The following is a 21798-nucleotide window of genomic DNA, read 5'->3' as shown; positions in this document are numbered from 1 at the left end:
ATCAATCAAATAGCAAAAAATAACCGCAAATTCGCAAATTTTTAATATGAAATAAAAATTTGCGAATTGGCGGTTTAATTTTTAAAAACACCTTTCGATGTAAACCGTTTTTTTTATGGAATTTGGAATTTATTTTTTGTAATTTACTTTTGCTTTATAACTTCAAATCCTGTTTTAGCTGGCTTTCGGTTTCGATGACTTCACCATTGTACTGTAGTTTCCAGCCTAAAGAATTCGTTAAAATGAGCATTTTGGAGATTTCGCTTACCAAACGATTTTTAGCATTGGACTTCAGTGTCGATTTATCTACTTTCTTGGCCAAATTTGCTCGTACAGTTTTATTGATTTTGTTGTAATCCGCTCCTGTGAATTCATTGAGCTTGCTTTGCTCCACATCATAATATTGGATGTCGGGATAAATCGAAATCTCTTCTTTTGGAATGGAAAGAATCGTTATGGTTTTGTTCTTTTCATCGATATCGTATTTCATTTGATGCAAATCATAAGCTACTGTTACTTTGGCATTCACAATCACAATCGCCTTCTTTTCAAAAGAAATCATATCCAAAAAGTACTTATTCGAATTCTTATACGTGATGACTTCCGAGAAATGGCCTTCGGTCACCACCAATTTCCCCACATTTAGGATTTGTTGCTGAATGAGATTCGTATTGTAATCGAACTCGTCTTCTTTTTCTTTTTTAAAATCGCAGTATTTAAACAACAACAAGCCAATAACTACTACTCCAACTCCAATTAAAATGCGTTTCAACATAACTAAAATTTCATAAATGAATACTGTGCCTCTAATGTAGCTATTTTTTCTTTCAGATTCGCCTCAAACTTCTGATGGCTTTCTGAATAAGGATTAAAAGGACGGTGCGCCAACCCTTTTCGTATGGTTTGTACCAATTCCATTGTAGCTATTGCATTGGCGTCAATCTGAGTGGCAGCAAATCGTTCCCAAATATAATCAATCGCCATTGAACTAGGATGCATCATATCATCGGCATAAAAACGATAATCTCTAAGCTCGTCCATCATAACTTCGTAGCTGGAAAAATAGTTTAATGTTTGTTGTTTAGTGTTTGTTATTGCATATATTGCAGCAATCAAATGCGCTTTACTTACCTGATTTTCGACAAAACCGTCTTTGAGATGGCGAACGGGCGAAACAGTAAAAATGAAATTACATTTTGGATTTATGGTTTCAATCAAAGAGACCGTATTTTGAATCGATTTTTGGATGCTATCAATCGATAACAACTCTTTGGTAAATTGCTTTTGTGGCACTTTGTGGCAGTTCGCTACAATTGCATTGGTTTCAATATGCCGATATACCCACGAAGTACCATAGGTAAAAATAATATGGGTCGCTTGCTGTAATTGCTTTTGGGTGTCTAAAAGAATTCGGTTCAGTTTACTCAACACTACTTCGGCATCAGCATCACTCAACTCAGAATGCACTTCATAACAATGCCATCTTTCATTGAAGAAAAAAATATCATCTTTGGTGAAATAGCGTTGTAACACCACTCTCTCTATAAGTTTTTCAATAGAAAATGGGTTAAAAATAATACCAAAAGGATTCACTTGGGTTTGAAATTTATAATAGCACAATTTATCCCCCATATTTTCAGCAAAACAAGAACCTAAGAGTAGTATTTGTGACGAATAAACTATCGGCGTATTCGTTATTGGAATAGAAACAGTAGTTTTAAAATCCATAGTACATTGATATAAAGGCAATTCCAGTTAATTTACTCAAAATTAAACACATATATTTAAATAAGGTATTCCTTTTTTTTTTGTAAGTTTAATTTAATTAAAATTAACTACAAACCAAAACCAATTATTTATGAAAAAAAATCCCATCCCATTTGCTTTGATACTGCTTGTAATCTGGGCAACTATCACTTTGTACGGCTCCATTTTTCTAGCTGGAGGCAAAGAAGTTAAACTAGACGAAATGGTAAGCTCCCAGCCTTCCTACAGTATTTTCTTAGCCTGTTTCATTCTGTTAGTTTATATGTTTACAAGAAAACTAACAACAGATGTTGGTTTCAATAGCACTCTCAATGCAAAACACAGGATTTATATCTATCCAATGGTTATGATTTCTCTTTTACTAGTTGTTGTACTGTGGAAAGGAAATGTTGATGCAGGTACTTTATTACTGGTTTTAGGCAACACTTTTGTAGTTGGGGTTTCCGAAGAACTTATGTTTAGAGGGATTTTATTGAATAGTTTTGTTCAAAAATACTCTTATTTACAATCAATACTTGTGGTTAGTTTGCTTTTTGGTTCCGTTCACGTACTTAACGGGTTTGTTACAGGTGACTTTGCTAGCAGTACTTTACAAGCTTTTATGGCTACTTTTTCGGGAATCTTATTCTTGGCGATGCGAATTAAATCCATCAACATCATTCCTGCAATGATTGTGCATTGGCTTTGGGATTTTGTGGTTTTTATCTTTATCACTTTTATCCCAAAAGAAGTAAAATCGGAACCTCTACTTATTGGTGTTTCCTTGCTATTTGGAATTACCCCAATAGTTTTTGGAATTTTAGGAATTATTGAATGCAGAAAAAAAGATACCGCAGAAGCCTTTATGAAACAGCAACTTTCTAACTGATACCAACAAAGAAGCCCTATCATTTCATAAAAACGATAGGGCTCTATTTATTATTAGAATTTTATTTCACAAAATCAATAGCCTTTTCTAAAGCTTCAGAAACACCTGTTGCATTCTTACCTCCAGCTGTAGCAAAGAAAGGTTGTCCACCTCCGCCTCCTTGGATGTATTTCCCTAATTCGCGAACTACTTGTCCCGCATTTAGATTTTTATCAGCTACTAATTCTTTAGAAATATAGCAGGTCAACATTGGCTTGTCTTCATTTACAGTAGCCAAAACAATGAAAATATTGTTTCCTAAATTACCTAATTCATACACCAAATCTTTGGCGCCTTCAGCAGTTAAATCTACTTGTTGCGCTAAGAATTTCACTCCGTTTATTTCTTGAAAAGCAGCTGCTAATTCGCCTTTCATATTCTTGGCTTTGTCTTTTAGCAACGCTTCTATTTGCTTTTTCAACTGAGCATTTTCGTCTTGCAATCCATAAATGGCTTTGATTGGGTCTTTTGGATTTTTCAACACCTCTTTCATTTCTCCAAAAGTAATCAATTGTGTTTCAAAGAAATCCTTAGCCGCTTCACTTGTAATCGCTTCAATTCGGCGAATTCCTGCAGCAACAGCACCTTCTGAAACAATTTTGAAATGCCAAATCTCAGAAGTATTCGCCACGTGTGTTCCTCCACAAAGCTCTACTGAATCTCCAAACTTAATCATACGCACCAAGTCGCCATATTTTTCTCCAAACAAAGCGATAGCACCTTCTTCTAATGCTTGTTCTTTTGGGATACCACGTTTCTCTATCAATGGTAAACTTTGACGAATACGAGCGTTTACAAAGTTTTCTACTTCTTTCAATTCTTCGTCTGACACTTTAGAGAAGTGCGAAAAGTCAAAACGTAAAGAAGCCGAACGCACCATAGAACCTTTTTGTTCAATATGTGTTCCTAACACTTTTCTCAAACCTTGATGCAACAAGTGGGTTGCAGTATGATTAGAAGAAGTTCTTGCTCTTTGCTTCACATCTACAATCGCTTGGAAAGTATCGGTTAAATTATCAGGCAATGATTTTGCCAAGTGAATCGTTTGATTGTTCTCTTTTTTGGTATCAATGATGTAAGTAATGTCGCCATTACTAGCTTCTAGATACCCTTTATCACCTGTTTGTCCACCACTTTCCCCATAAAAAGGAGTCGCGTTAAAAACCAATTGAAAAATTTCTCCGTCTTTTACACTCTCTACTCTACGGTATTTTGTGATTTTTACTTGGTGCTGCAAACGGTCGTATCCTACAAACTCCTGAATATCATCTTCTACAATTACATTCCAATCACCCGCAGTAACTTTTGAAGCCGCACGTGAACGTTCTTTTTGCAATTGTAATTGTTCTTCAAAAACTTTTTCGTCTAGTTGCAATCCTTTTTCAGATAAAATCAAAGCTGTTAAATCAATTGGAAAACCATACGTATCGTACAATTCAAAAGCTTTTTTACCATCAATCACCTTGCTTTGATTGTTTGTAATCACGGCATCTAGTAAAACCAAACCTTGATCTAGCGTACGCAAGAACGAACTCTCTTCTTCACGAATTACGTTAGAACAAAGGGCTTTTTGAGAACGAATTTCAGGAAAAGAGGCACTCATTTGTGCACTTAACGTATCTACTAATTTATAGATAAAAGGTTCTTTGGTATTCAAGAAAGTAAAGCCGTAACGAATAGCGCGACGTAAAATTCTTCGAATTACATATCCTGCGCCTGTGTTGGATGGCAATTGCCCGTCGGCGATGGCAAAAGCAACTGCACGAACGTGATCTGCAATAACACGAATCGCAATATTTATTTTTTCTTCTTCTTCATTGGAAGCTTTGATGGTATAGGTTGTACCAGTAATCGTCTCGATTTCTCTGATAATTGGGGTAAACACATCCGTATCATAATTCGATTGAACCCCTTGTAAAACCATACAAAGACGTTCGAATCCCATACCCGTATCAACGTGTTGTGCTGGCAATTTTTCAAGAGAACCATCCGCTTTACGGTTGAATTCCATAAATACATTATTCCAAATCTCCACCACTTGAGGATGATCAGCATTCACTAATTCTTTACCATCAATTACTGCTTTTTCTTCGGCTGAACGAATATCTACGTGAATTTCGGAACAAGGACCACAAGGACCTTGGTCTCCCATTTCCCAGAAATTGTCTTTTTTATTTCCTAATAAAATTCGGTCTTCAGCGATTAAAGTTTTCCAAATGTCATAGGCTTCTTGGTCGAAAGGAACATTTTCCTCAACGCTTCCTTCAAAAACAGTTACATACAATATGTCTTTGTCAATTTTATAGACTTCTGTCAGTAATTCCCAAGCCCAATGAATGGCTTCTTTTTTGAAATAATCTCCAAAAGACCAGTTCCCCAACATCTCAAACATCGTGTGGTGGTAGGTATCAATACCTACTTCCTCTAAATCATTATGCTTTCCTGAAACACGCAAACATTTTTGAGTATCGGCTATACGTTGGCTCTTTGGCGTTCCTAGACCCAAAAAATACTCTTTGAATTGCGCCATTCCTGAGTTATTGAACATCAGCGTTGGGTCATCTTTTAGCACTATGGGAGCCGATGGAACGATTAAATGTCCTTTGCTTTCAAAAAAATCTAAAAATTGCTTACGTACGTCTTGTGATTTCATTTCTATTTTTTAATCGGTTATTTGTTGATGGGTTCTTGAGTGTCTCGAAATGACGAAACGGGAATGTAACCGCTCAACTTTTGCCCCAGATAGTAGTGGAAAGCTTTGAGGATTAGAAGACTATTTTTTTCTTGCTGGGGCAGAGCGACCGGAGGAAGCTCCTGACGTAGCTAGAAAAAAAAGGCTTGTAACCGAGAACTTGCAACGAATAGCTGGATTAGGCCCTTATTTTATTTATGTAAAAAGAAAGAAGATTTGAAACATTTATTAAATTTGTTCGACTAACTCTTTACAGGTTGCAAAAATAGGGTATTTTAAACTATGGCGAAAGTAAAATATTATTACGATTCCGAAAAATTAGCGTACCGAAAAATTACGCCCAAGAAGAGAAAAAAGTTTGGTTTTGCTGCCTTATTTATTGTTGCTTCGGCTTTGTTTGGTTTTTTGTCGTTTGTGATTCTATTGAATGTGCCTTATTTTAAGACTCCAAATGATAGAGCTCAGCAAAGAGAGATTGAAAATTTGAGGCTAAATTATTCGATTTTAAATAAAAAACTGGAGCAATTGCAAGTAGTTGCTGACCAAATGGCTGAGAGAGACAATAATTTGTACAGAACCTATTTTAATACGGCTCCCATAACTGAAGAAGAGCGTAAATCGGGCTACAAAAAAAGTTATGTTGCTTTGCAAGGTTATAACAATTCTGAATTGGTGATTAGAACTACGAAGAAAGTAGATGTTTTGAGTAAAGAATTGGCGATTCAATCAAAATCTTTAGATGCTATTTTGAAATTGGCAGAAGCCAAACAGGACTTTTTGGCCAGTATTCCTGCCATTCAGCCAGTGCAAAATGAAAAATTAAGACATGTTGCTTCTGGTTTTGGTTATCGTACCGATCCGTTTACTAAAGCACGTAAAATGCATGAGGGAATGGATTTTACGGCAAAAACGGGAACACCAATTTTTGCTAGTGGCGACGGAATTGTAGCTAGAGCAGACAACTCAGCTTCTGGATTTGGGAATCATATTGTAATTCGGCATGGTTATGGTTACGAATCACTCTATGCACATTTGAGTAAATACAAATGCAGAGCGGGACAGCGTGTTAAAAGAGGAGACATCATTGGTTATGTAGGAAGCACAGGACGTTCGGAAGCTCCGCATTTGCATTATGAAGTGCATAAAAATGGTAAAGTAGTGAATCCGTTGAATTTTTATTACGGTTCAATTTCAGCGGTAGAATATGTTGCTATTTCTAATGCTGCCAACCAAGAAAACCAGTCACTAGATTAATATTTTAAACAGTAATCGGTTCGTATAATTATAAAAAGAGCGTTAAAAAAACAAGAGAAAATGCATATAGAATTAGCACCAGATAAAAGATATTACAGCATTGGCGAAGTGGCCAAAGCTTTTGGCGTTAACGCCTCTTTAATTCGATTCTGGGATAGTGAATTTGATATTTTAAAACCAAAAAAAAATGCCAAGGGGAACCGAATGTTTACTCCCGAAGATGTCAAAAATTTACAATTAATCTATCATTTGGTCAAAGAAAGAGGCTTTACTTTAGAAGGCGCTAAAACCCATTTGAAAGAAGGTCAAAAGAAAACCTTGGATAAATTTGAAATTATTCGAAAATTAGAAGCCATAAAAACACAATTAATACAAATAAAAACAGAACTTTAAAAATTAAAATTAACAACTAAATTAAATAAACATGAGAAGATTTTTGCCTTGGATTATTGCAGCTGTAGTGATATTTGGAATTTATAGCTGGGTGAAAGGAATTAACAACACTGCTGTTGGTTACGAACAAACCATCAACGAAGCATGGGGTAATGTCAATACTTCTTACCAAAGAAGAAATGACTTGATTGGAAACTTAGTAAATACTGTTAAAGGTGCTGCTGACTTTGAAAAAAGCACATTGACTGCAGTTATTGAAGCCCGTGCAAAAGCTACTTCGGTTACTGTTGACCCAACCAACATTACCCCAGAACAATTAACCGCATTCAACTCTGCACAATCAGGTGTTTCCTCTTCATTATCGAAATTATTAGTTTCTGTTGAAAAGTACCCTGATTTAAAAGCAAACGAAAATTTCTTGAAATTACAAGACGAACTAGCTAGCACTGAAAATCAAATTTTGACTGCCAGAACTCGTTTCAACGAAGCGGTTAAACCTTACAATACGCACATAAAAACCTTCCCTAACTCTATTTTTGCTGGAATGTTTGGTTTCAAAGAAAAAGCTTATTTCCAAGCTGTTGAAGGTGCAGAAAAACCTGTGGAAGTTAAATTCTAAACCTCCCCAACCCCTCCGAAGGAGGGGCTTTTTTTATACCAATAAAAAAACTAAACAAATGTCAAAAGTAGAAGACTTTTTAACTAAAGAAGAGGAAAGTGCCATAGTAGAAGCCATTCGTGTGGCAGAAAAGAATACTTCGGGCGAGATTAGAGTTCATATAGAAGCTACCACTTCTCTTGATGCTTATGACCGTGCTATGGAGGTTTTTCACGAACTCAATATGGATGCTACCGAATTACAAAATGGTGTACTCATTTATCTTGCAGTGAATGACAAAACCTTTGTGATTTGTGGCGATAAAGGCATAAACGATGTAGTAGCTCCTGATTTTTGGGACTGCACTCGCGATGCTATGGTGAGCCAATTCAAATTAGGAAATTACAAACAAGGTTTGATTGATGGTATTTTAAATGCTGGAGAACAACTTAAAAAATATTTCCCTTGGCAAGAAGGTGATACTAATGAATTGTCAAACGAAATTTCTAAAGGATAATCTATGAAAAATTCCAAATTAAATGCTTCAAATTCCAACGGGATTTTTCGATTACCTCTTTTGCTTATAGCATTCTTAACGTTTCAGTACACCTTTGCACAATTTACTATTCCAGAAAAACCTAGTTTTCAAACTTCGGTCTACGATTATGCGAATTTATTTAGTGCTGAAGAAAAAGCGCAACTAGAAGAAAAATTAGTTCGCTATTCGGATTCGACTACCACTCAGATTGTAGTAATTTCTATTGAAAGTCTGAAGAATGAAAACGTCAATCAACTGGCGACCAATTGGGCGCATACTTGGGGAATAGGACAAGCCAAGGAAGATAATGGTGTCATCATTTTGATTGCTAAAAATGATAGAAAAATAGCCATTAATCCTGGTTACGGACTCGAAGACCGACTAACTGCTGGAATTGGAGGAGAAATCATCCGAAATATCATTACACCAGAATTCAAGGCAGGAAGTTATTATAAAGGAATAGATAAAGGAACCGATGCGCTTTTTGATGTTTTCAAAGGTAAATACAAAGGAGAACGAAAAAAAGCTTCAGGAAAAAGCTTTCCCATTTTACCTTTGATTTTTATTGTTGTCGTGCTGATTATTATTTTCTCTAAAAACAAAGGCGGTGGCAATTCAGGAAACCGAGGAGGCGGAGGCCCTAGCCTACTAGATGTTATCATTTTAAGTAACCTTGGCCGTGGCGGCGGAGGCGGATTTGGTGGTTCATCTGGCGGAGGTTTTGGCGGTGGCGGATTCGGAGGCGGATTCGGCGGTGGCGGATTCTCTGGTGGAGGTTCGAGTGGAAGTTGGTAAGTAAAACTTCTACTTTAGTGTAAAAACACATTCACAAAAGCATAAAAAACAGCGCAATGATAGTTCATTGCGCTGTTTTTATTTTAAAACCAAACCAAAAAAACCTTGTTAATCAGCGCTTTGCTTTTAGATAAAAAATATTTTAATAATTCTACTAATTTTATAGAATTAATAATATATATTTGCGTCAAATTTATTTTTTCTATTGAAAACACATTTTTATACAAACAAAAAAATAGGTAGATACAACAGTCTTTTGAATCCTATACTACTATTCCTTTGTACACTTAGCTCGGCACAAAATGAAAAAAAAGTTGATCATCAGAATATTCTATGGATTCGCTATTATAATTTACTGACGGTAAACGACAATTGGTCCATTCATACAGAATTTGACAATCGCGTTTTCTTGAAACCAATTGCCGAAAATCTATTTGTTTTTAGAATCCAAGGTAGATACAAATGGAATTCAAATATAGAAACTGGAGCTGGTTTCACTTACTTTTCAGTTTATACACAAGACCCAAAACAGGACTTTGATTTTGAAATTCCTGAATATAGAGGACAGCAGGATGTAACGTATAAGTTCAATCTAAAAAAGATAACCCTCAACCAAAGACTACAGGTTGAAGAACGGTTCATACACAACGCTTCTAAAACAGGACTTATAGATGGCACTACCTTCAGTTGGCGATTTCGTTACCGATTGCAGACAGAATTTCAGTTTTGGGAAAAAGAAAAACAATATCTCAAAGCAATTGTATATGATGAGATTATGCTAAATGCTGGAAAAAGTATCTTCTACAACACCTTCGACCAAAATAGAATCTATGCTGCCTTACAATATGGCATCAACAAAAATATCTCTGTGGAACTTGGGTATCTAAAGAGCTTTCAACAACGTCCTAGCGGGGTCGACTATTTCAATAGAGACATCATAAGACTGAGTATTTTTCATAAAATGCATTGGTAAAGAATTTATTAAGTTTTACTTTTTTTCATAAATAAAGTAGTACGAAAATATTTATTCCTTTATATTTGGGCTGATTTTAAACGCCCTATATTTATGAAAATGAACCTATTAAAAACAAGCTACTTCATTATCTTACTACAAACCTCTTTGACTTTTACCGCTTATGCCCAATTTGGCGGACTTAAAGACAAAGTGTTAAGTGCGGGATCGGCTGTCGCGTCAAAAGCATTAGGGGTTGACAAAATCCTGAAACAACCTGCTGCCATAACCACTTCATTCGAAGATGTAGACAAAACTGGATCTAAACTTCCTGATTTTAAAGCTAACGAAAAAGCGCAACCGCTTTATTTACTTCCCAAAGCTCCTGATGGTGGCTATGTCCTTTGTGAGGGATTTTATGAAATGACTACCAAAAGTTATTGTTTGATGGCAGGAACTTTTGCTCCTTCTAGTGGCGATGGTTATATGTATGCCCCGACTTTGGGTCCAAAGGAGGAAATTGTAACTACGATTTTAAAAAATGCTGAAAAACATCCAGAAGTACACCAACACGATATCCAAATGTTGTTATGGGCAATTATTGCTCGAACTAAATTCGCCGATTATAGTGGCCAAATAAAGTTGACAGCTATCACTTTACTTTCACCGCAAGACTTATTGAAATTAGAAGGTGGCGCGCTAGGCATATTACCTGGTAATATAATGGAAAAAGCAAAAAGCAAATTACCAGAAGGAATTCAAACTATTTTTGAAGCCGAAAATCAAATCCGAAAATTGGTTGCCTCAGGAAACTACAGCTATGCTGAGATGGAAAAATATGCTATCATTGCTGGTTTTGCACCACCAAGAACCGATGTACCAAGTGGCATTTGGACCTTACATCCTGACGGATATTATGTCCGCTATTTTCCTTCAGGCTATTCGATTACCAAAGTACAAATCTATGTTCCCAAAGAATTACTCCTAAACTCAAACGGTAAAAGAATCATTTACGACGCTACCAATGATATTGCTTGTCCAGCGAATGTAGGATCGCAACGTTTAGCACAAACCAATGAACCGCTAAACCCTGATTACAAGCTCAAATTGAAACTGTTTTGTGTAGGAATTGAGTAAATCTAATCCAAAAGAAAAGCCTCCAAAATCAAAATTTTGGAGGCTTTTTTATGTTCACTTTTCTTTTACTTCTCTCTAATATAAATATCAATCGGAACACCAGAAAAATCCCATTGTTCTCTAATTTTATTTTCTAAATAGCGTTTGTAAGGTTCTTTTACGTATTGTGGTAAATTCGCGAAAAACACAAATTGCGGTGTAGCTGTTGGCAACTGCATACAATATTTAATCTTCACATATTTCCCCTTAGTAGCTGGTGGTGGATAGGCCTCGATAACCTTCAACATAAATTCGTTAAACTTAGAAGTAGGTATTCTTTGTTGTCTATCCTCATATACTTTTACAGTCGCTTCAAGCGCTTTCAACAAACGTTGTTTAGTCAAAGCCGAAACAAAAAGAATAGGCACATCTGTAAATGGCATCAATTCCTTTTTAATTTTCTCTTCGTAATCACGAGTAGACATCGTATCTTTTTCTACCAAATCCCATTTGTTAACCAAAATGATTACCCCTTTTCTATTTTTCTCTGCCAACCAAAAAATACTTTGGTCCTGACCTTCAAAACCACGAGTAGCATCAATCACCAAAATACAAACGTCAGCGTGTTCAATAGCACGAACGGAACGCATTACAGAATAAAACTCTAAGTCTTCTTTTACTTTGGCCTTACGACGAATTCCAGCTGTATCTACTAAATTAAATTCAAATCCAAAACGATCAAATTTAGTATCAATAGCATCACGAGTAGTACCCGCAATATCCGTAACCATAAAACGATCTTGACCAATCAAAGCATTGATAAAACTTGACTTTCCAGCATTAGGACGTCCTACTACAGCAAAACGTGGCAAAACCACTTCTTCTTTTACAGGCTCTGGTTTCACTGGGAAAGCTTCGATCAAAGCATCCAACAAATCTCCCGTTCCACTTCCAGAAATACTCGCAAAAGTAAAGTACTCTCCTAATCCTAAATTATAAAACTCCACTGCGTCTTTCTCACGCATCGCATTATCTACTTTATTTACGGCCAATAAAACAGGTTTTGTCACTTTACGCAACAACTTAGCCACCGTTTCATCCATCGGTGTAATTCCCTCTTCTACATCTACCACAAAAACAATCACATCGGCTTCATCTATTGCCAATTCAACTTGTTTGCGGATTTCTCCCTCAAAAACATCATCAGATCCGCGGACATATCCACCTGTATCTATCACAGAAAACTCTTTTCCGTTCCACTCGCTTTTACCATAGTTTCTATCTCTGGTTACCCCAGAAACTGAATCTACAATAGCTTCTCTTCTTTGTATCAGCCTATTAAAAAGGGTTGACTTCCCTACATTAGGTCTTCCTACTATCGCAACAATATTATTCATTTTATTCGTATTCAAATAGTTATCCTTAGCGCACACTTTTGCGGTTAAGGCGTGCAAAGGTAGTGTTTAAAACGATGAGAATCAATTTTTTTGATATATTAGCACAACTAAACTATACCAAACCCAATTCCCCAAAAGCTATGACCCCAGATAACGAAATTAGATTACGCCTACGATTTTACAAAGACATCAACGAAAACGCGGATATTTTACGTTCCAAATTCGAAAAATTCATCTATGAAAAATCGCCAGATTATTATGCCAAAATCAGAGGCTATCACATTTGGCTCAACATCAAAGGTGATAAAAAAAGATATTGGTCTCCCCATTTGCATCTCGAATTAGAAAAAAAATCCGAAAACGAAACCCATATCCGTGGACTCTTCGGGCCAGACCCAACTTTGTGGACCTTATTTATGTTTCTCCATTTTATGATTGCAGGTACTTTCATCGTGTTTTGCGGTATTGCCTACACACATTATGTCCTGAAAGAATCCACACAATGGGATTTAATCGTACTTTCTATGATGATTTTTGCTTGGTTTCTGCTCTATGTCATCGCCCGACAAATCCGATCCAACGGCGAAAAACAAATGAACGACTTAGAAAAAGTCTTTTTAAAAATTATTGAATAACCCTACCTATTAGGAGCTAATCCAGCTCTCCATTACAACTCCTCGTTCCAAAAAACTGCGGTTCTAATGCGCTTGCAGGAGCTTCCGTTGGTCGCTCTGCCAGCACAAGAACCACTAGTTTTTGGTACTACGGGGTTTCCATTACGATCTGGGCTAAAAAAAAAGTAGAGACAAGTCGCGACTTGTCTCTACTGATTAAACTATTTTCCCAAACATCCGTACGGACAGGTCACGACCTGTCCCTACTGATTATACCCGAAACGCTTCAACATATTGGCGTTGCTTCTCCAATTTTTGTTCACTTTTACATACAATTCAATATGAATTTGTTTGCCAAAGAATTTTTCCAAATCAACACGGGCATCCATTCCTACTTTTTTCAAAGCGGCACCTTTATGACCAATGATAATTCCTTTTTGTGTATCACGCTCTACCATAATCAAAGAGCGAATACGAATAATAGTATCTGTTTCCAAAAATTCTTCGGTAACAATTTCTACAGCATATGGAATCTCCTTACTGTAATTCAACAATATTTTTTCGCGAATCGTTTCGTTTACAAAAAAACGTTCCGGTTTATCCGTTAATTGATCTTTAGGATAATAGGCTGGAGATTCAGGTAACAAAGCAATGATTCTTTGAAACACTTCAGGAACATTAAAATTTTGCAAGGCAGATATCGGATAAATCTCGGCATTTGGAACTTTGGCCGTCCAAAAAGCTACTTGCTCTTCCAATTGCTCTTGATTCGAATTATCAATTTTGTTCAACAACAACAAAACAGGAATTTTAGAATGGATAATTTTATTAAAAAAAGCATCGTCTTTCAATTCTTGTTCGCCAATCTCCACCATATAAATCAAAACATCGGCATCTTCAAAAGCCGACTTTACAAAACCCATCATTGCTTCTTGCATTTCATAAGCGGGTTTAATAATTCCTGGAGTATCGGACAAAATCAATTGAAAATCGTCTCCATTTACAATTCCTAAAATTCTATGTCTGGTAGTTTGTGCTTTAGAGGTAATAATAGATAATCGTTCCCCAACAAAAGCATTCATTAGTGTTGATTTTCCAACGTTTGGATTTCCAATTATATTTACAAAACCGGCTTTATGTGTCATTTTTAATTCATTTAATTTTACTTCGCAAAATTCGATGTAAAAGATATAGGCTGCAAAGGTAGCCATATCAACTCAATAGACGAAATAAAACATTTTTTTAAATTTTGGTTGTATTTCTAGAAAAACGTCGTACATTTGCACCCGAAACATCGCGGGATAGAGCAGTAGGCAGCTCGTCGGGCTCATAACCCGAAGGTCACAGGTTCGAGTCCTGTTCCCGCTACTAAGTTAATTTTACTGAGATTACAAAACGCACATCGCGGGATAGAGCAGTAGGCAGCTCGTCGGGCTCATAACCCGAAGGTCACTGGTTCGAGTCCAGTTCCCGCTACTAGAAAACACCACTTGAAAAAGCTGGTGTTTTTTTATACCCAAAACTTTAGTCAATTCTTATGATACTCCACAAAAAAACCTGCTAAAAGCAGGTTTTTTATTAACTAAATCTAAAAGCGTATTGATACAAATTATATTGTTTCTAGCAAAACAATTTTTCCGTTAGAGGTCAACATCGTCATATTCAAAGCATCTTTATCAACTAAATTCTTGGATACAGGTCCATTGAACTGATTATAAGAAATGTTCAATTCTCTTAATTTTTTTAATGCTTCTAATTCTTTAGGAATCAAACCTTTCAACTCATTATCAAACAAACTCAATGTTTCTAAATCTTTCAGCTTAACAATATCAGAGAGCAATTCTCCATTTAAGCGATTTCCACTTAATAACATCACTTTTAAAGATTGTATAGTGTATAAGGAAACTGGAATTTTGCCTTCAATTTCATTATTGTAAATAGATAAAACTTCGAGTTTACTTAACTTACCTAACTCAAATGGCAAGCTCCCTTTTAATTTATTCATAAACAACTCTATTTGCACCAAATTCAATAAATTTCCAATTGATGATGGTATCACTCCTGAAAGTTGGTTATGTGATAAATTTAGCTGCGTAAGAGCCGTTAGATTACCTATTGTTTTTGGAATAGCACCCTCAATTCGATTATTGCAAAAATTTATTTTCTTTAAGGATGATAAATTACCTATAGATTCTGGCAATAAACCTGACAAATTATTATCAGACAAATCGAGACCTACTACTTTATCCTCTAGAACAGTAACACCATACCAAGTAGCAACTGGAGCGGCTAAATTCCATTTGTTTTTCCAATGATAGCCATTTGTAGAATGATATAATTCTAACAAAACCTCGCGTTCTAGGGCTGGAACCGCAGCAAATGAACTTGCAGTTAAAGACAAAAACAGTAGACAAATTACCTTTTTCATAGCTGTTAAAATATTCTTAAATAAACTTTTTAAAAATAGAATACTTAAAGGTGAAATGCAAATAAAATCGACAAAATACATCAATAAAAAAAAGAAGCCTTCAAATCCTACAAAAAAAATTACCAACCAAACTTGAACCTTTTTTGTATATTTGAATAATAACCTTAAAACCAGTTGATTATGGAAATGAATTTTGTAGCACTATTTGTAGCGGCTATTATTACACTTTTTGTCGGATTTGTTTGGTATCATCCGAAAGTATTTGGAACCATTTGGATGAAAGAAGCAGGATTAACTGAAGACCAGCTAAAAACAGGAAATATGTTAAAAATTTTCGGCTTCACTTACCTCTTTTCTTTATTTATTGCTTCTATTGAAATGACATTAACTATTCATCAAATGGGAGCACTTGGAATGGTTGGTGGTCCGGCAAAAGTAAACGAGGTTCTCCCCTCTTTCACGGCCTTTATGGCTGATTATGGAACCGCCTTCAGAACTTTTAAACACGGCGCATTGCACGGTTTTATTAGCGGTTTGTTTTTTGCTTTTCCTATGATTGCCATTAATGGCTTATTTGAGAGAAAATCTTGGAAATACATCTTTATTCATTCTGGATATTGGATAGTCACACTAACTATTATGGGCGCCATTATTTGTGGCTGGACATAAAATTAAAAATGCGTTTCAAATCTGTAGAAACGCATTTTTTTTATACTAATACATTATTACTCTACTACTGCTTTTTTTACTATTCAAAGCCTTAATTTGAGTTCTTTTTGCAATACCCAACCATATATGACTTTTTAGATTAAATTTGTCATTTATACCAACTTTAATCTAATTGAATACATCTCTCTCATTTACAATTTATCAATCAGCAAATGAACTTCCTGAAAATTGGAATACAATTGCCAACTCTACTATTTTTTTACAAAGAGAATACTTTGAAATACTTGAACAATCGTGTCCTGAGAATATGCGATGTTTTTTCATAGGTGTGTTTCAAAATAACCAATTAGTGGGTGTTGCCTTAAGTCAGTTTTTAGATTTAAACAAATTAGAATCGTTTGGAGAACGCGATAAATGTTTAAAAACAATTATTAGAAATTTTGCTTTTAAACGTTTTTCTTCCCACGTTTTATTTCTTGGCAACTGTATGTTAACTGGTGAAAATGCTTATACTTTTTTGGACTTTATCCCTTTCGATGAACAAATAAAAGTGCTTTTTGAGGCCCGAAATAGCATCGAAAGAATGTTAAAAAAGGAAGAAATTCAAATTCATTTAAGAACCAGTAAAGATTTCTCTAAAGCCGAAAAAGACAAAATCAATCAAACGCCATTTGGATCTGTTTTTCAATTCACTACGCAACCCAATATGATTTTCTCAATTCCTGAACATTGGAACAACGAACAAGATTATATAGACGCTTTATCCAAGAAATATAGAGACCAATATAAAAGAGCTAGAAAAAAAGCCGAAGGCATAATTAAACGAAAATTAGCTCTGGATGAAATAGAACAAAATGAGGCATTGATTTATGAACTCTATCATCACGTTGCCAAAAATGCTCCATTTAACTCTTTTTTTCTATCTCAGAATCATTTCAGTAACTTAAAAAAAATATGGAAAGACCATTTCTTATTTTATGGTTACTTTCTGAATGAAAAATTAATTGGCTTCAATACATTAATCAAAAATGGCGACACTATGGACACCTATTTTTTAGGTTATGATGAGACCATTCAACGAGAAAAAATGTTGTATTTGAACATGCTTTATGATATGATTGCTTATTCAATAAAAAAAGAATTCAAAACCATAATTTTTGCCAGAACAGCATTAGAAATCAAAAGTTCTGTTGGAGCGAAACCAGAAACTATGTATGGATTAATGGAGCATAAAAACCCAATAATTAATTATTTTTTACCCCGCTTCTTTCATTATCTTGAACCAAAAACAATTTGGCAAGAACGAAATCCATTTAAATAACTCCATAAAAAAAGCTACTTGATTAAGTAGCTTTTTAGTTTTGAAAAAATAATTAGAGTGCTGTTATAATAAATTCACTTCTGCGGTTCATTTGATGTTGTTCTTCAGTGCAGTTTGAGGCATTTGTAGGTTCGCATCCGCAATCGTTAATGAGTTGTGATTCTCCATAACCTCGTCCGGTAAGCCTAGAGGAATCGATTCCTTTTGATACCAACCAAGCAATTGTTGCTTTTGCTCTTCTGTCTGATAATAATAAATTGTATTTTGCTGTTTGTCTGCAATCGGTATGAGAACGAATGTCCAATTTCATAGTTGGATTTTGCATCAAAACATCTAATATTTTGGCTAAATCCAAAGCGGCTTCTTTACGAATAGTAGACTTATCTAAGTCAAAATAAATCATTTTGATGCCAAAACATTTACCCAAATCATCACCAACTGCAACTCTACAAATAGTACTTTCTAACTGAATATCAAGCTTTGTCTCTCCAGTTACTTCAGGAGTTCTAAGCTTTGTCTCTTTTGAAGTATAGTCTTTTTTGTTAGCTCTTATATGGTAAGTTTTTCTGCAATTTACATCAAAAGCATAATATCCTGAAGCATCAGATGTGGTCTCTGCAATCACTTTGTATTGCTTATTCAAAAGAATCAGCTGTACACCTGCCAAAGCAACACCAGTAGCACTATCTGTCACTATTCCTTTTAAGATTTGTTTGCACTTGTCTCTACTTGTAAATCGATAAATATCATCGGAACCCAATCCTCCTTCACGATTGGAAGAGAAGAATCCCTTATTGATTTCGCTATCTCTGTAGTATCCAAAATCATCTTTGGGAGAGTTCACTTCTGCCCCATCATTTTCAACTTCGCCAAAACTACCATCGTTGTTGATTTTGGAAGTAAAAATATCCAATCCTCCTAGTCCAGGGTGACCGTCTGAAGCAAAATACAATTGATTGTCTTTGGTTACAAATGGAAAAGTTTCTCTTCCTTCAGTATTAATTTCTGCTCCTAAATTGATGGGTTCCCCATAAGTTCCGTTGCTATTGATGACTACTTTATACAAATCAGACTGCCCAATAGTTCCTGGTCTATCTGAGGCAAAATACAACGTTTGTTCATCGGGACTCAAGGCAGGATGTGCAGTACTGAAGTTATTGCTATTGAATGGCAACTCGGTTACATTTGTCCATCTATTGTTTACCAAAGTGGCTTTATAGATTTTAAGCAACGTAACTTTGTTGGCATCTTTTCCTTTTTTACCGTCCAAATAGTTGTTTCTGGTAAAATACATAGTGTTACCATCTTTGGTAAACACTGGTGTAGCTTCATGGAATTTAGAATTAACATTTGCATCATAACGAACGGGATTACTCGGAATAAGTTCTCCGTTAACACCAGCGGCATACAAATTCGTAAAATGTTCACCTGTCCAAGCGTGTTTACGCTGACCTACTCCTCCAGTATCTCTTGCAGAAGTAAAAATCAATTTATTATCAACAATAGCACTTCCATAATCAGAATATTTAGAATTGATTCCAGCATTTTCAATGGTATAGATGCCAACATTAGCTTTAATATCTTCTAAATAATCGCTATTGTTTCTCAAGCGTCTGCTTCGACTATCGTTTGCAGATTTGCTTTCGAATTTAGCCAATACACTTGCCGCTTCTTTTTCTTTTCCTGAAGCTTTTAATGATTGAGCATAACGGTAATAATACTCTGGTGCTAATTCTGACTGCAATTGATATAGCTTTTCATAAGATTGAGCTGCTTTTTCAAAATCAGAATTAAAATAATAGGCATTACCCAATTTCTCAAACATTTCTCCCGATTGATAACCTTTTGCAGCAAGTCGCTCGTAGGTCTGTATCGCATCAATGTACGCATAACTATTGTATTTCTTATCAGCGGATGCTATCTTGGCTTTTTGAGCAAAACCAGAATTACTCAAAAAAGAGGTTATAGCAAGACAAAGAAGTAACTGTCTTTTCATCGTTTATTTTTTTTAGAAAAACCTTGGGGTTATTACTTTTTCGTTGTTTTTGAAGATTTCATATCGCAAGAAAATTTCGTGCGTACCTGAATTATAGTTCTCTAAATTGGTGGTTTCTAAATCGTATCCATACCCAATATACATTCCATCTGTAACTTGAAACCCAACCATCGCGCTCATTGCTGCGCTCCAACGATAGGCTACTCCAACGACTACTTTTTCTATGAACATAAAGTTGGCAGAAACATCAACTTGTAACGGAGAACCTTCGACTAATTTGGTTAAAAATGCGGGTTTGAATTTGATATCATTTGACAAATCAAACACATAACCTCCAATTAAATAGTAGTTTATTTTCTCTTTGAAAATTGCCACTTGATTATCATCGTATCGATTAGTTTGAATAAAATTTGGCACTGATAGTCCTAGATAAGCTTTATCTGAGTGATAGTAGATTCCTGCACCAACATTAGGGGTAAATACGTTTCTTAAATTTTGAAATTGTGGATCACCTTGATCTGCGGGATTCAGTTTATCAACATTCAAATTAAATAAATTTGCTGTGGCTTTCATTCCAAAAGAAAGTTTGAAATTCTCTGAGGTTGGAATGGTATAAGATAAGTCAGCAGAAATAGTGTTTTCATTTGTGGGCCCAATTTTGTCATTTACAAATGAAACTCCTAACCCTAAATTACTGCTATTTATAGGAGTATTAATCGATGCTGCATTAGTAGTAGGTGCTCCATCCAAACCTACCCATTGCGTACGGTGCAAAGCAAAGATACTCATAGCGCCTCGGCTCCCTGCATAAGCTGGGTTGATATTGATGGTGTTGTACATATACTGAGTGAATTGTGCATCTTGTTGACCATAACTCACTATAGCAAGTAACATTGTAATGAAAGTAACTATTCTTGTTTTCATTGTATATTTTATTTTAGCCTGAGTTTTGTATAGCTCAGGCTATTCTTTGTTTAGTTTATCTTGATAAGTATAAGAATCCTGCTTTTTGATTTACTACTCCACTAATTGGTTTTTTATATTTAACCACATAGTAGTAGGTTCCATTAGGTAGAGCATCGGCTTTGTTTACTGTTACACGGCCTTCTGACAATCCAACAAACACTTTTGAAGCATTATCATAACCCGACACTTCAAAAACTAGTACTCCCCAACGGTTATAGATTTCAACGGTGTTCTCTGGATAGTTTTCTATTCTTTCTATTAGAAACTCTTCGTTTCTTCCGTCATTATTCGGAGAAAAAGCATTGTGTATTAAAATATCACAAGAAGAGGCACTATCATCAAAATCACAAGGGTCTTTTACAACTATAGTAATCGTAGCCGTGGCACAATTGTTAGGATTAACCACATCACAAATTCTATAGGTCAATACATAGGTACCAACTGGGGTTCCAACTGGAATAGTTATTTTTCCTTGTGCGTCTACCGTAACCCCTGCTATCCCATTAGTATCAACAATAGTAATCACTACTTGAGGAGCACTTACCGTTCCGTTATTCAGCCTATCATTGGCTAAAATATCCAATACAGTTCCTTTTGAAGAATCAATAGGTTGGTTGCTGTAATCATCATTGGTCGCAACAATAACTGGTGCAACAACTGTTACTGTTACTGTGGCTTGATCACAAACTACAGGAGTGTTTTTAGTGCATATCTCATAAACAAAAGTATACGTACCTGCTGGTGTTCCTGCTTTCACATCCACTGAGCCGTCAGGATTTAGTATTAAACTACCAGTAGCATCAGCAGTGATGATACTTATGTTTACGTTATTTGCTGTTGCCGCAGCTAGACCAATAAAATCATTAGACAATATTGAAATAACATTTGTAGCACCATTAATTCCATCAATCGATCCAACAGTATCATCATCCGCAAAAACCACTGGTGGAGCTGGGGCTGGTAAATTCTGTATCTCAACGATAACTGTTGCTTGATCACACAAAACCGGAGTACTCTTAGTACAAATTTGATACACAATTGTGTAAGTACCTATTGGTGTTCCTGCTGCAACATCAATAGAACCGTCTGAATTTAAGGTAAACCCTGTTGGAACTGTTACTCCACTTAAACTAACTGTGTTGTATGTAGCTGGGGTTAATAATACTCCATTAAAAATATCATTCAATAAAACACTATTGATTGTTTTTCCAAACAAACTTACTACCTGTTGTAAGCCATCGTCTACAGCGTCGATAGTGTTTATTACAACCGTAGCTATTGCTGTATCACAATTCGCTGGGGTTGCACCTACTTCACATAATTCATACGTGATAGTATACGTGCCACTTGGAGTGTTTGGAGCAACGGTTAAATTACCATTTGCATCAATACTCA

Annotated in this window: 20 protein-coding genes and 2 tRNA genes; 13 read left to right on the top strand and 9 right to left on the bottom strand. The window is 35.6% G+C overall.

Annotated elements, in window-relative coordinates; genetic code table 11:
• Positions 1–154: 154 nt before the first annotated feature.
• Complete coding sequence (locus tag FLAVO9AF_RS00110; protein ID WP_159682227.1) at positions 155–775, bottom strand: DUF4230 domain-containing protein; 621 nt, start codon at positions 773–775, stop codon at positions 155–157.
• A gap of 2 nt (positions 776–777) precedes the next feature.
• On the bottom strand, positions 778–1728 hold the full coding sequence (locus FLAVO9AF_RS00105) for a GSCFA domain-containing protein (protein WP_159682225.1): 951 nt from the start codon (positions 1726–1728) through the stop codon (positions 778–780).
• 130 nt (positions 1729–1858) lie between these two features.
• Between FLAVO9AF_RS00105 and FLAVO9AF_RS00100 the strand changes: the two genes are divergently transcribed.
• Positions 1859–2635: a CPBP family intramembrane glutamic endopeptidase gene (locus FLAVO9AF_RS00100; RefSeq protein ID WP_159682224.1), complete on the top strand. Its 777-nt coding sequence runs from the start codon at positions 1859–1861 to the stop codon at positions 2633–2635.
• A gap of 61 nt (positions 2636–2696) precedes the next feature.
• Here FLAVO9AF_RS00100 and alaS read toward each other — a convergent pair whose 3' ends face one another.
• The gene (alaS, locus tag FLAVO9AF_RS00095; RefSeq protein ID WP_159682222.1) at positions 2697–5327 is read right to left on the bottom strand and encodes an alanine--tRNA ligase; all 2631 of its coding nucleotides are present in this window, start codon (positions 5325–5327) and stop codon (positions 2697–2699) included.
• A gap of 321 nt (positions 5328–5648) precedes the next feature.
• Between alaS and FLAVO9AF_RS00090 the strand changes: the two genes are divergently transcribed.
• The 7 genes from FLAVO9AF_RS00090 to FLAVO9AF_RS00060 all read left to right on the top strand — a co-directional run bounded on the left by FLAVO9AF_RS00090 (position 5649) and on the right by FLAVO9AF_RS00060 (position 11033).
• Positions 5649–6620 (top strand): M23 family metallopeptidase, encoded by a 972-nt coding sequence (locus FLAVO9AF_RS00090; RefSeq protein ID WP_159682220.1) that lies wholly within the window; start codon positions 5649–5651, stop codon positions 6618–6620.
• Positions 6621–6680: 60 nt separating this feature from the next.
• Positions 6681–7013, top strand: a complete 333-nt coding sequence (locus tag FLAVO9AF_RS00085; RefSeq protein ID WP_159682218.1) for a MerR family transcriptional regulator — start codon at positions 6681–6683, stop codon at positions 7011–7013.
• A 31-nt stretch (positions 7014–7044) separates the two neighbouring features.
• Entirely contained in the window at positions 7045–7632 is a 588-nt protein-coding gene (locus FLAVO9AF_RS00080; RefSeq protein ID WP_159682216.1) for a LemA family protein, read from the top strand.
• A gap of 58 nt (positions 7633–7690) precedes the next feature.
• Positions 7691–8128 carry a TPM domain-containing protein gene (locus tag FLAVO9AF_RS00075; protein WP_159682214.1) on the top strand — a complete coding sequence of 146 codons (438 nt, stop codon included), beginning with the start codon at positions 7691–7693 and terminating at the stop codon, positions 8126–8128.
• A gap of 3 nt (positions 8129–8131) precedes the next feature.
• Positions 8132–8944 (top strand): YgcG family protein, encoded by an 813-nt coding sequence (locus FLAVO9AF_RS00070; RefSeq protein ID WP_159682212.1) that lies wholly within the window; start codon positions 8132–8134, stop codon positions 8942–8944.
• 205 nt (positions 8945–9149) lie between these two features.
• Positions 9150–9917: a DUF2490 domain-containing protein gene (locus FLAVO9AF_RS00065; RefSeq protein ID WP_236552248.1), complete on the top strand. Its 768-nt coding sequence runs from the start codon at positions 9150–9152 to the stop codon at positions 9915–9917.
• Positions 9918–10010: 93 nt separating this feature from the next.
• Positions 10011–11033: a hypothetical protein gene (locus tag FLAVO9AF_RS00060; protein ID WP_159682208.1), complete on the top strand. Its 1023-nt coding sequence runs from the start codon at positions 10011–10013 to the stop codon at positions 11031–11033.
• 65 nt (positions 11034–11098) lie between these two features.
• Here FLAVO9AF_RS00060 and der read toward each other — a convergent pair whose 3' ends face one another.
• On the bottom strand, positions 11099–12409 hold the full coding sequence (gene der, locus FLAVO9AF_RS00055) for a ribosome biogenesis GTPase Der (protein WP_159682205.1): 1311 nt from the start codon (positions 12407–12409) through the stop codon (positions 11099–11101).
• 74 nt (positions 12410–12483) lie between these two features.
• On the opposite strand from der, the gene FLAVO9AF_RS00050 reads away from it, so the two are divergent.
• The gene (locus tag FLAVO9AF_RS00050; RefSeq protein ID WP_159682202.1) at positions 12484–13044 is read left to right on the top strand and encodes a hypothetical protein; all 561 of its coding nucleotides are present in this window, start codon (positions 12484–12486) and stop codon (positions 13042–13044) included.
• Between the two features lie 242 nt (positions 13045–13286).
• Here the strand turns inward: FLAVO9AF_RS00050 and era are convergent, their stop codons facing one another.
• Positions 13287–14168 carry a GTPase Era gene (era, locus tag FLAVO9AF_RS00045; protein WP_159682201.1) on the bottom strand — a complete coding sequence of 294 codons (882 nt, stop codon included), beginning with the start codon at positions 14166–14168 and terminating at the stop codon, positions 13287–13289.
• Between the two features lie 150 nt (positions 14169–14318).
• Between era and FLAVO9AF_RS00040 the strand changes: the two genes are divergently transcribed.
• Positions 14319–14391: transfer RNA gene (locus FLAVO9AF_RS00040), tRNA-Met, on the top strand.
• A 35-nt stretch (positions 14392–14426) separates the two neighbouring features.
• Positions 14427–14499, top strand: a tRNA-Met gene (locus FLAVO9AF_RS00035).
• 133 nt (positions 14500–14632) lie between these two features.
• Here the strand turns inward: FLAVO9AF_RS00035 and FLAVO9AF_RS00030 are convergent.
• Complete coding sequence (locus FLAVO9AF_RS00030; RefSeq protein ID WP_159682200.1) at positions 14633–15451, bottom strand: Two component regulator three Y domain protein; 819 nt, start codon at positions 15449–15451, stop codon at positions 14633–14635.
• A 180-nt stretch (positions 15452–15631) separates the two neighbouring features.
• Between FLAVO9AF_RS00030 and FLAVO9AF_RS00025 the strand changes: the two genes are divergently transcribed.
• The gene (locus FLAVO9AF_RS00025) at positions 15632–16120 is read left to right on the top strand and encodes a DUF1761 domain-containing protein (protein ID WP_159682199.1); all 489 of its coding nucleotides are present in this window, start codon (positions 15632–15634) and stop codon (positions 16118–16120) included.
• A 172-nt stretch (positions 16121–16292) separates the two neighbouring features.
• A complete protein-coding gene (locus tag FLAVO9AF_RS00020; RefSeq protein WP_159682198.1) occupies positions 16293–17441 on the top strand; it encodes a peptidogalycan biosysnthesis protein in 1149 nt (382 codons plus the stop codon).
• A gap of 52 nt (positions 17442–17493) precedes the next feature.
• Here the strand turns inward: FLAVO9AF_RS00020 and FLAVO9AF_RS00015 are convergent, their stop codons facing one another.
• The 3 genes from FLAVO9AF_RS00015 to FLAVO9AF_RS00005 all read right to left on the bottom strand — a co-directional run.
• Entirely contained in the window at positions 17494–19437 is a 1944-nt protein-coding gene (locus tag FLAVO9AF_RS00015; protein ID WP_159682197.1) for an OmpA family protein, read from the bottom strand.
• Positions 19438–19449: 12 nt separating this feature from the next.
• Entirely contained in the window at positions 19450–20361 is a 912-nt protein-coding gene (locus FLAVO9AF_RS00010; protein WP_159682196.1) for a type IX secretion system membrane protein PorP/SprF, read from the bottom strand.
• Between the two features lie 55 nt (positions 20362–20416).
• Positions 20417–21798 (bottom strand): gliding motility-associated C-terminal domain-containing protein (locus tag FLAVO9AF_RS00005; RefSeq protein WP_159682195.1); only part of this gene is annotated, 1382 nt, incomplete at its 5' end.

The sequence above is a fragment of the Flavobacterium sp. 9R genome, from assembly GCF_902506345.1.
Taxonomy (GTDB): domain Bacteria; phylum Bacteroidota; class Bacteroidia; order Flavobacteriales; family Flavobacteriaceae; genus Flavobacterium.
The sequence above is the reverse complement of the archived record's forward strand: the minus strand, read 5'-3'. Positions and strand labels throughout refer to the sequence as shown.

What these genes read in the sequence shown, in the direction of transcription:
- FLAVO9AF_RS00050 (WP_159682202.1), top strand. Translation starts at nt 12,484, where the DNA reads ATGAGAATCAATTTTTTTGATATATTAGCACAACTAAACTATACCAAA.
- alaS (WP_159682222.1), bottom strand. Translation starts at nt 5,327, where the DNA reads ATGAAATCACAAGACGTACGTAAGCAATTTTTAGATTTTTTTGAAAGC.
- FLAVO9AF_RS00085 (WP_159682218.1), top strand. Translation starts at nt 6,681, where the DNA reads ATGCATATAGAATTAGCACCAGATAAAAGATATTACAGCATTGGCGAA.
- FLAVO9AF_RS00110 (WP_159682227.1), bottom strand. Translation starts at nt 775, where the DNA reads ATGTTGAAACGCATTTTAATTGGAGTTGGAGTAGTAGTTATTGGCTTG.
- FLAVO9AF_RS00100 (WP_159682224.1), top strand. Translation starts at nt 1,859, where the DNA reads ATGAAAAAAAATCCCATCCCATTTGCTTTGATACTGCTTGTAATCTGG.
- FLAVO9AF_RS00105 (WP_159682225.1), bottom strand. Translation starts at nt 1,728, where the DNA reads ATGGATTTTAAAACTACTGTTTCTATTCCAATAACGAATACGCCGATA.
- FLAVO9AF_RS00090 (WP_159682220.1), top strand. Translation starts at nt 5,649, where the DNA reads ATGGCGAAAGTAAAATATTATTACGATTCCGAAAAATTAGCGTACCGA.
- FLAVO9AF_RS00015 (WP_159682197.1), bottom strand. Translation starts at nt 19,437, where the DNA reads ATGAAAAGACAGTTACTTCTTTGTCTTGCTATAACCTCTTTTTTGAGT.
- der (WP_159682205.1), bottom strand. Translation starts at nt 12,409, where the DNA reads ATGAATAATATTGTTGCGATAGTAGGAAGACCTAATGTAGGGAAGTCA.
- FLAVO9AF_RS00010 (WP_159682196.1), bottom strand. Translation starts at nt 20,361, where the DNA reads ATGAAAACAAGAATAGTTACTTTCATTACAATGTTACTTGCTATAGTG.
- FLAVO9AF_RS00060 (WP_159682208.1), top strand. Translation starts at nt 10,011, where the DNA reads ATGAAAATGAACCTATTAAAAACAAGCTACTTCATTATCTTACTACAA.
- FLAVO9AF_RS00080 (WP_159682216.1), top strand. Translation starts at nt 7,045, where the DNA reads ATGAGAAGATTTTTGCCTTGGATTATTGCAGCTGTAGTGATATTTGGA.
- FLAVO9AF_RS00025 (WP_159682199.1), top strand. Translation starts at nt 15,632, where the DNA reads ATGGAAATGAATTTTGTAGCACTATTTGTAGCGGCTATTATTACACTT.
- FLAVO9AF_RS00070 (WP_159682212.1), top strand. Translation starts at nt 8,132, where the DNA reads ATGAAAAATTCCAAATTAAATGCTTCAAATTCCAACGGGATTTTTCGA.
- FLAVO9AF_RS00030 (WP_159682200.1), bottom strand. Translation starts at nt 15,451, where the DNA reads ATGAAAAAGGTAATTTGTCTACTGTTTTTGTCTTTAACTGCAAGTTCA.
- era (WP_159682201.1), bottom strand. Translation starts at nt 14,168, where the DNA reads ATGACACATAAAGCCGGTTTTGTAAATATAATTGGAAATCCAAACGTT.
- FLAVO9AF_RS00075 (WP_159682214.1), top strand. Translation starts at nt 7,691, where the DNA reads ATGTCAAAAGTAGAAGACTTTTTAACTAAAGAAGAGGAAAGTGCCATA.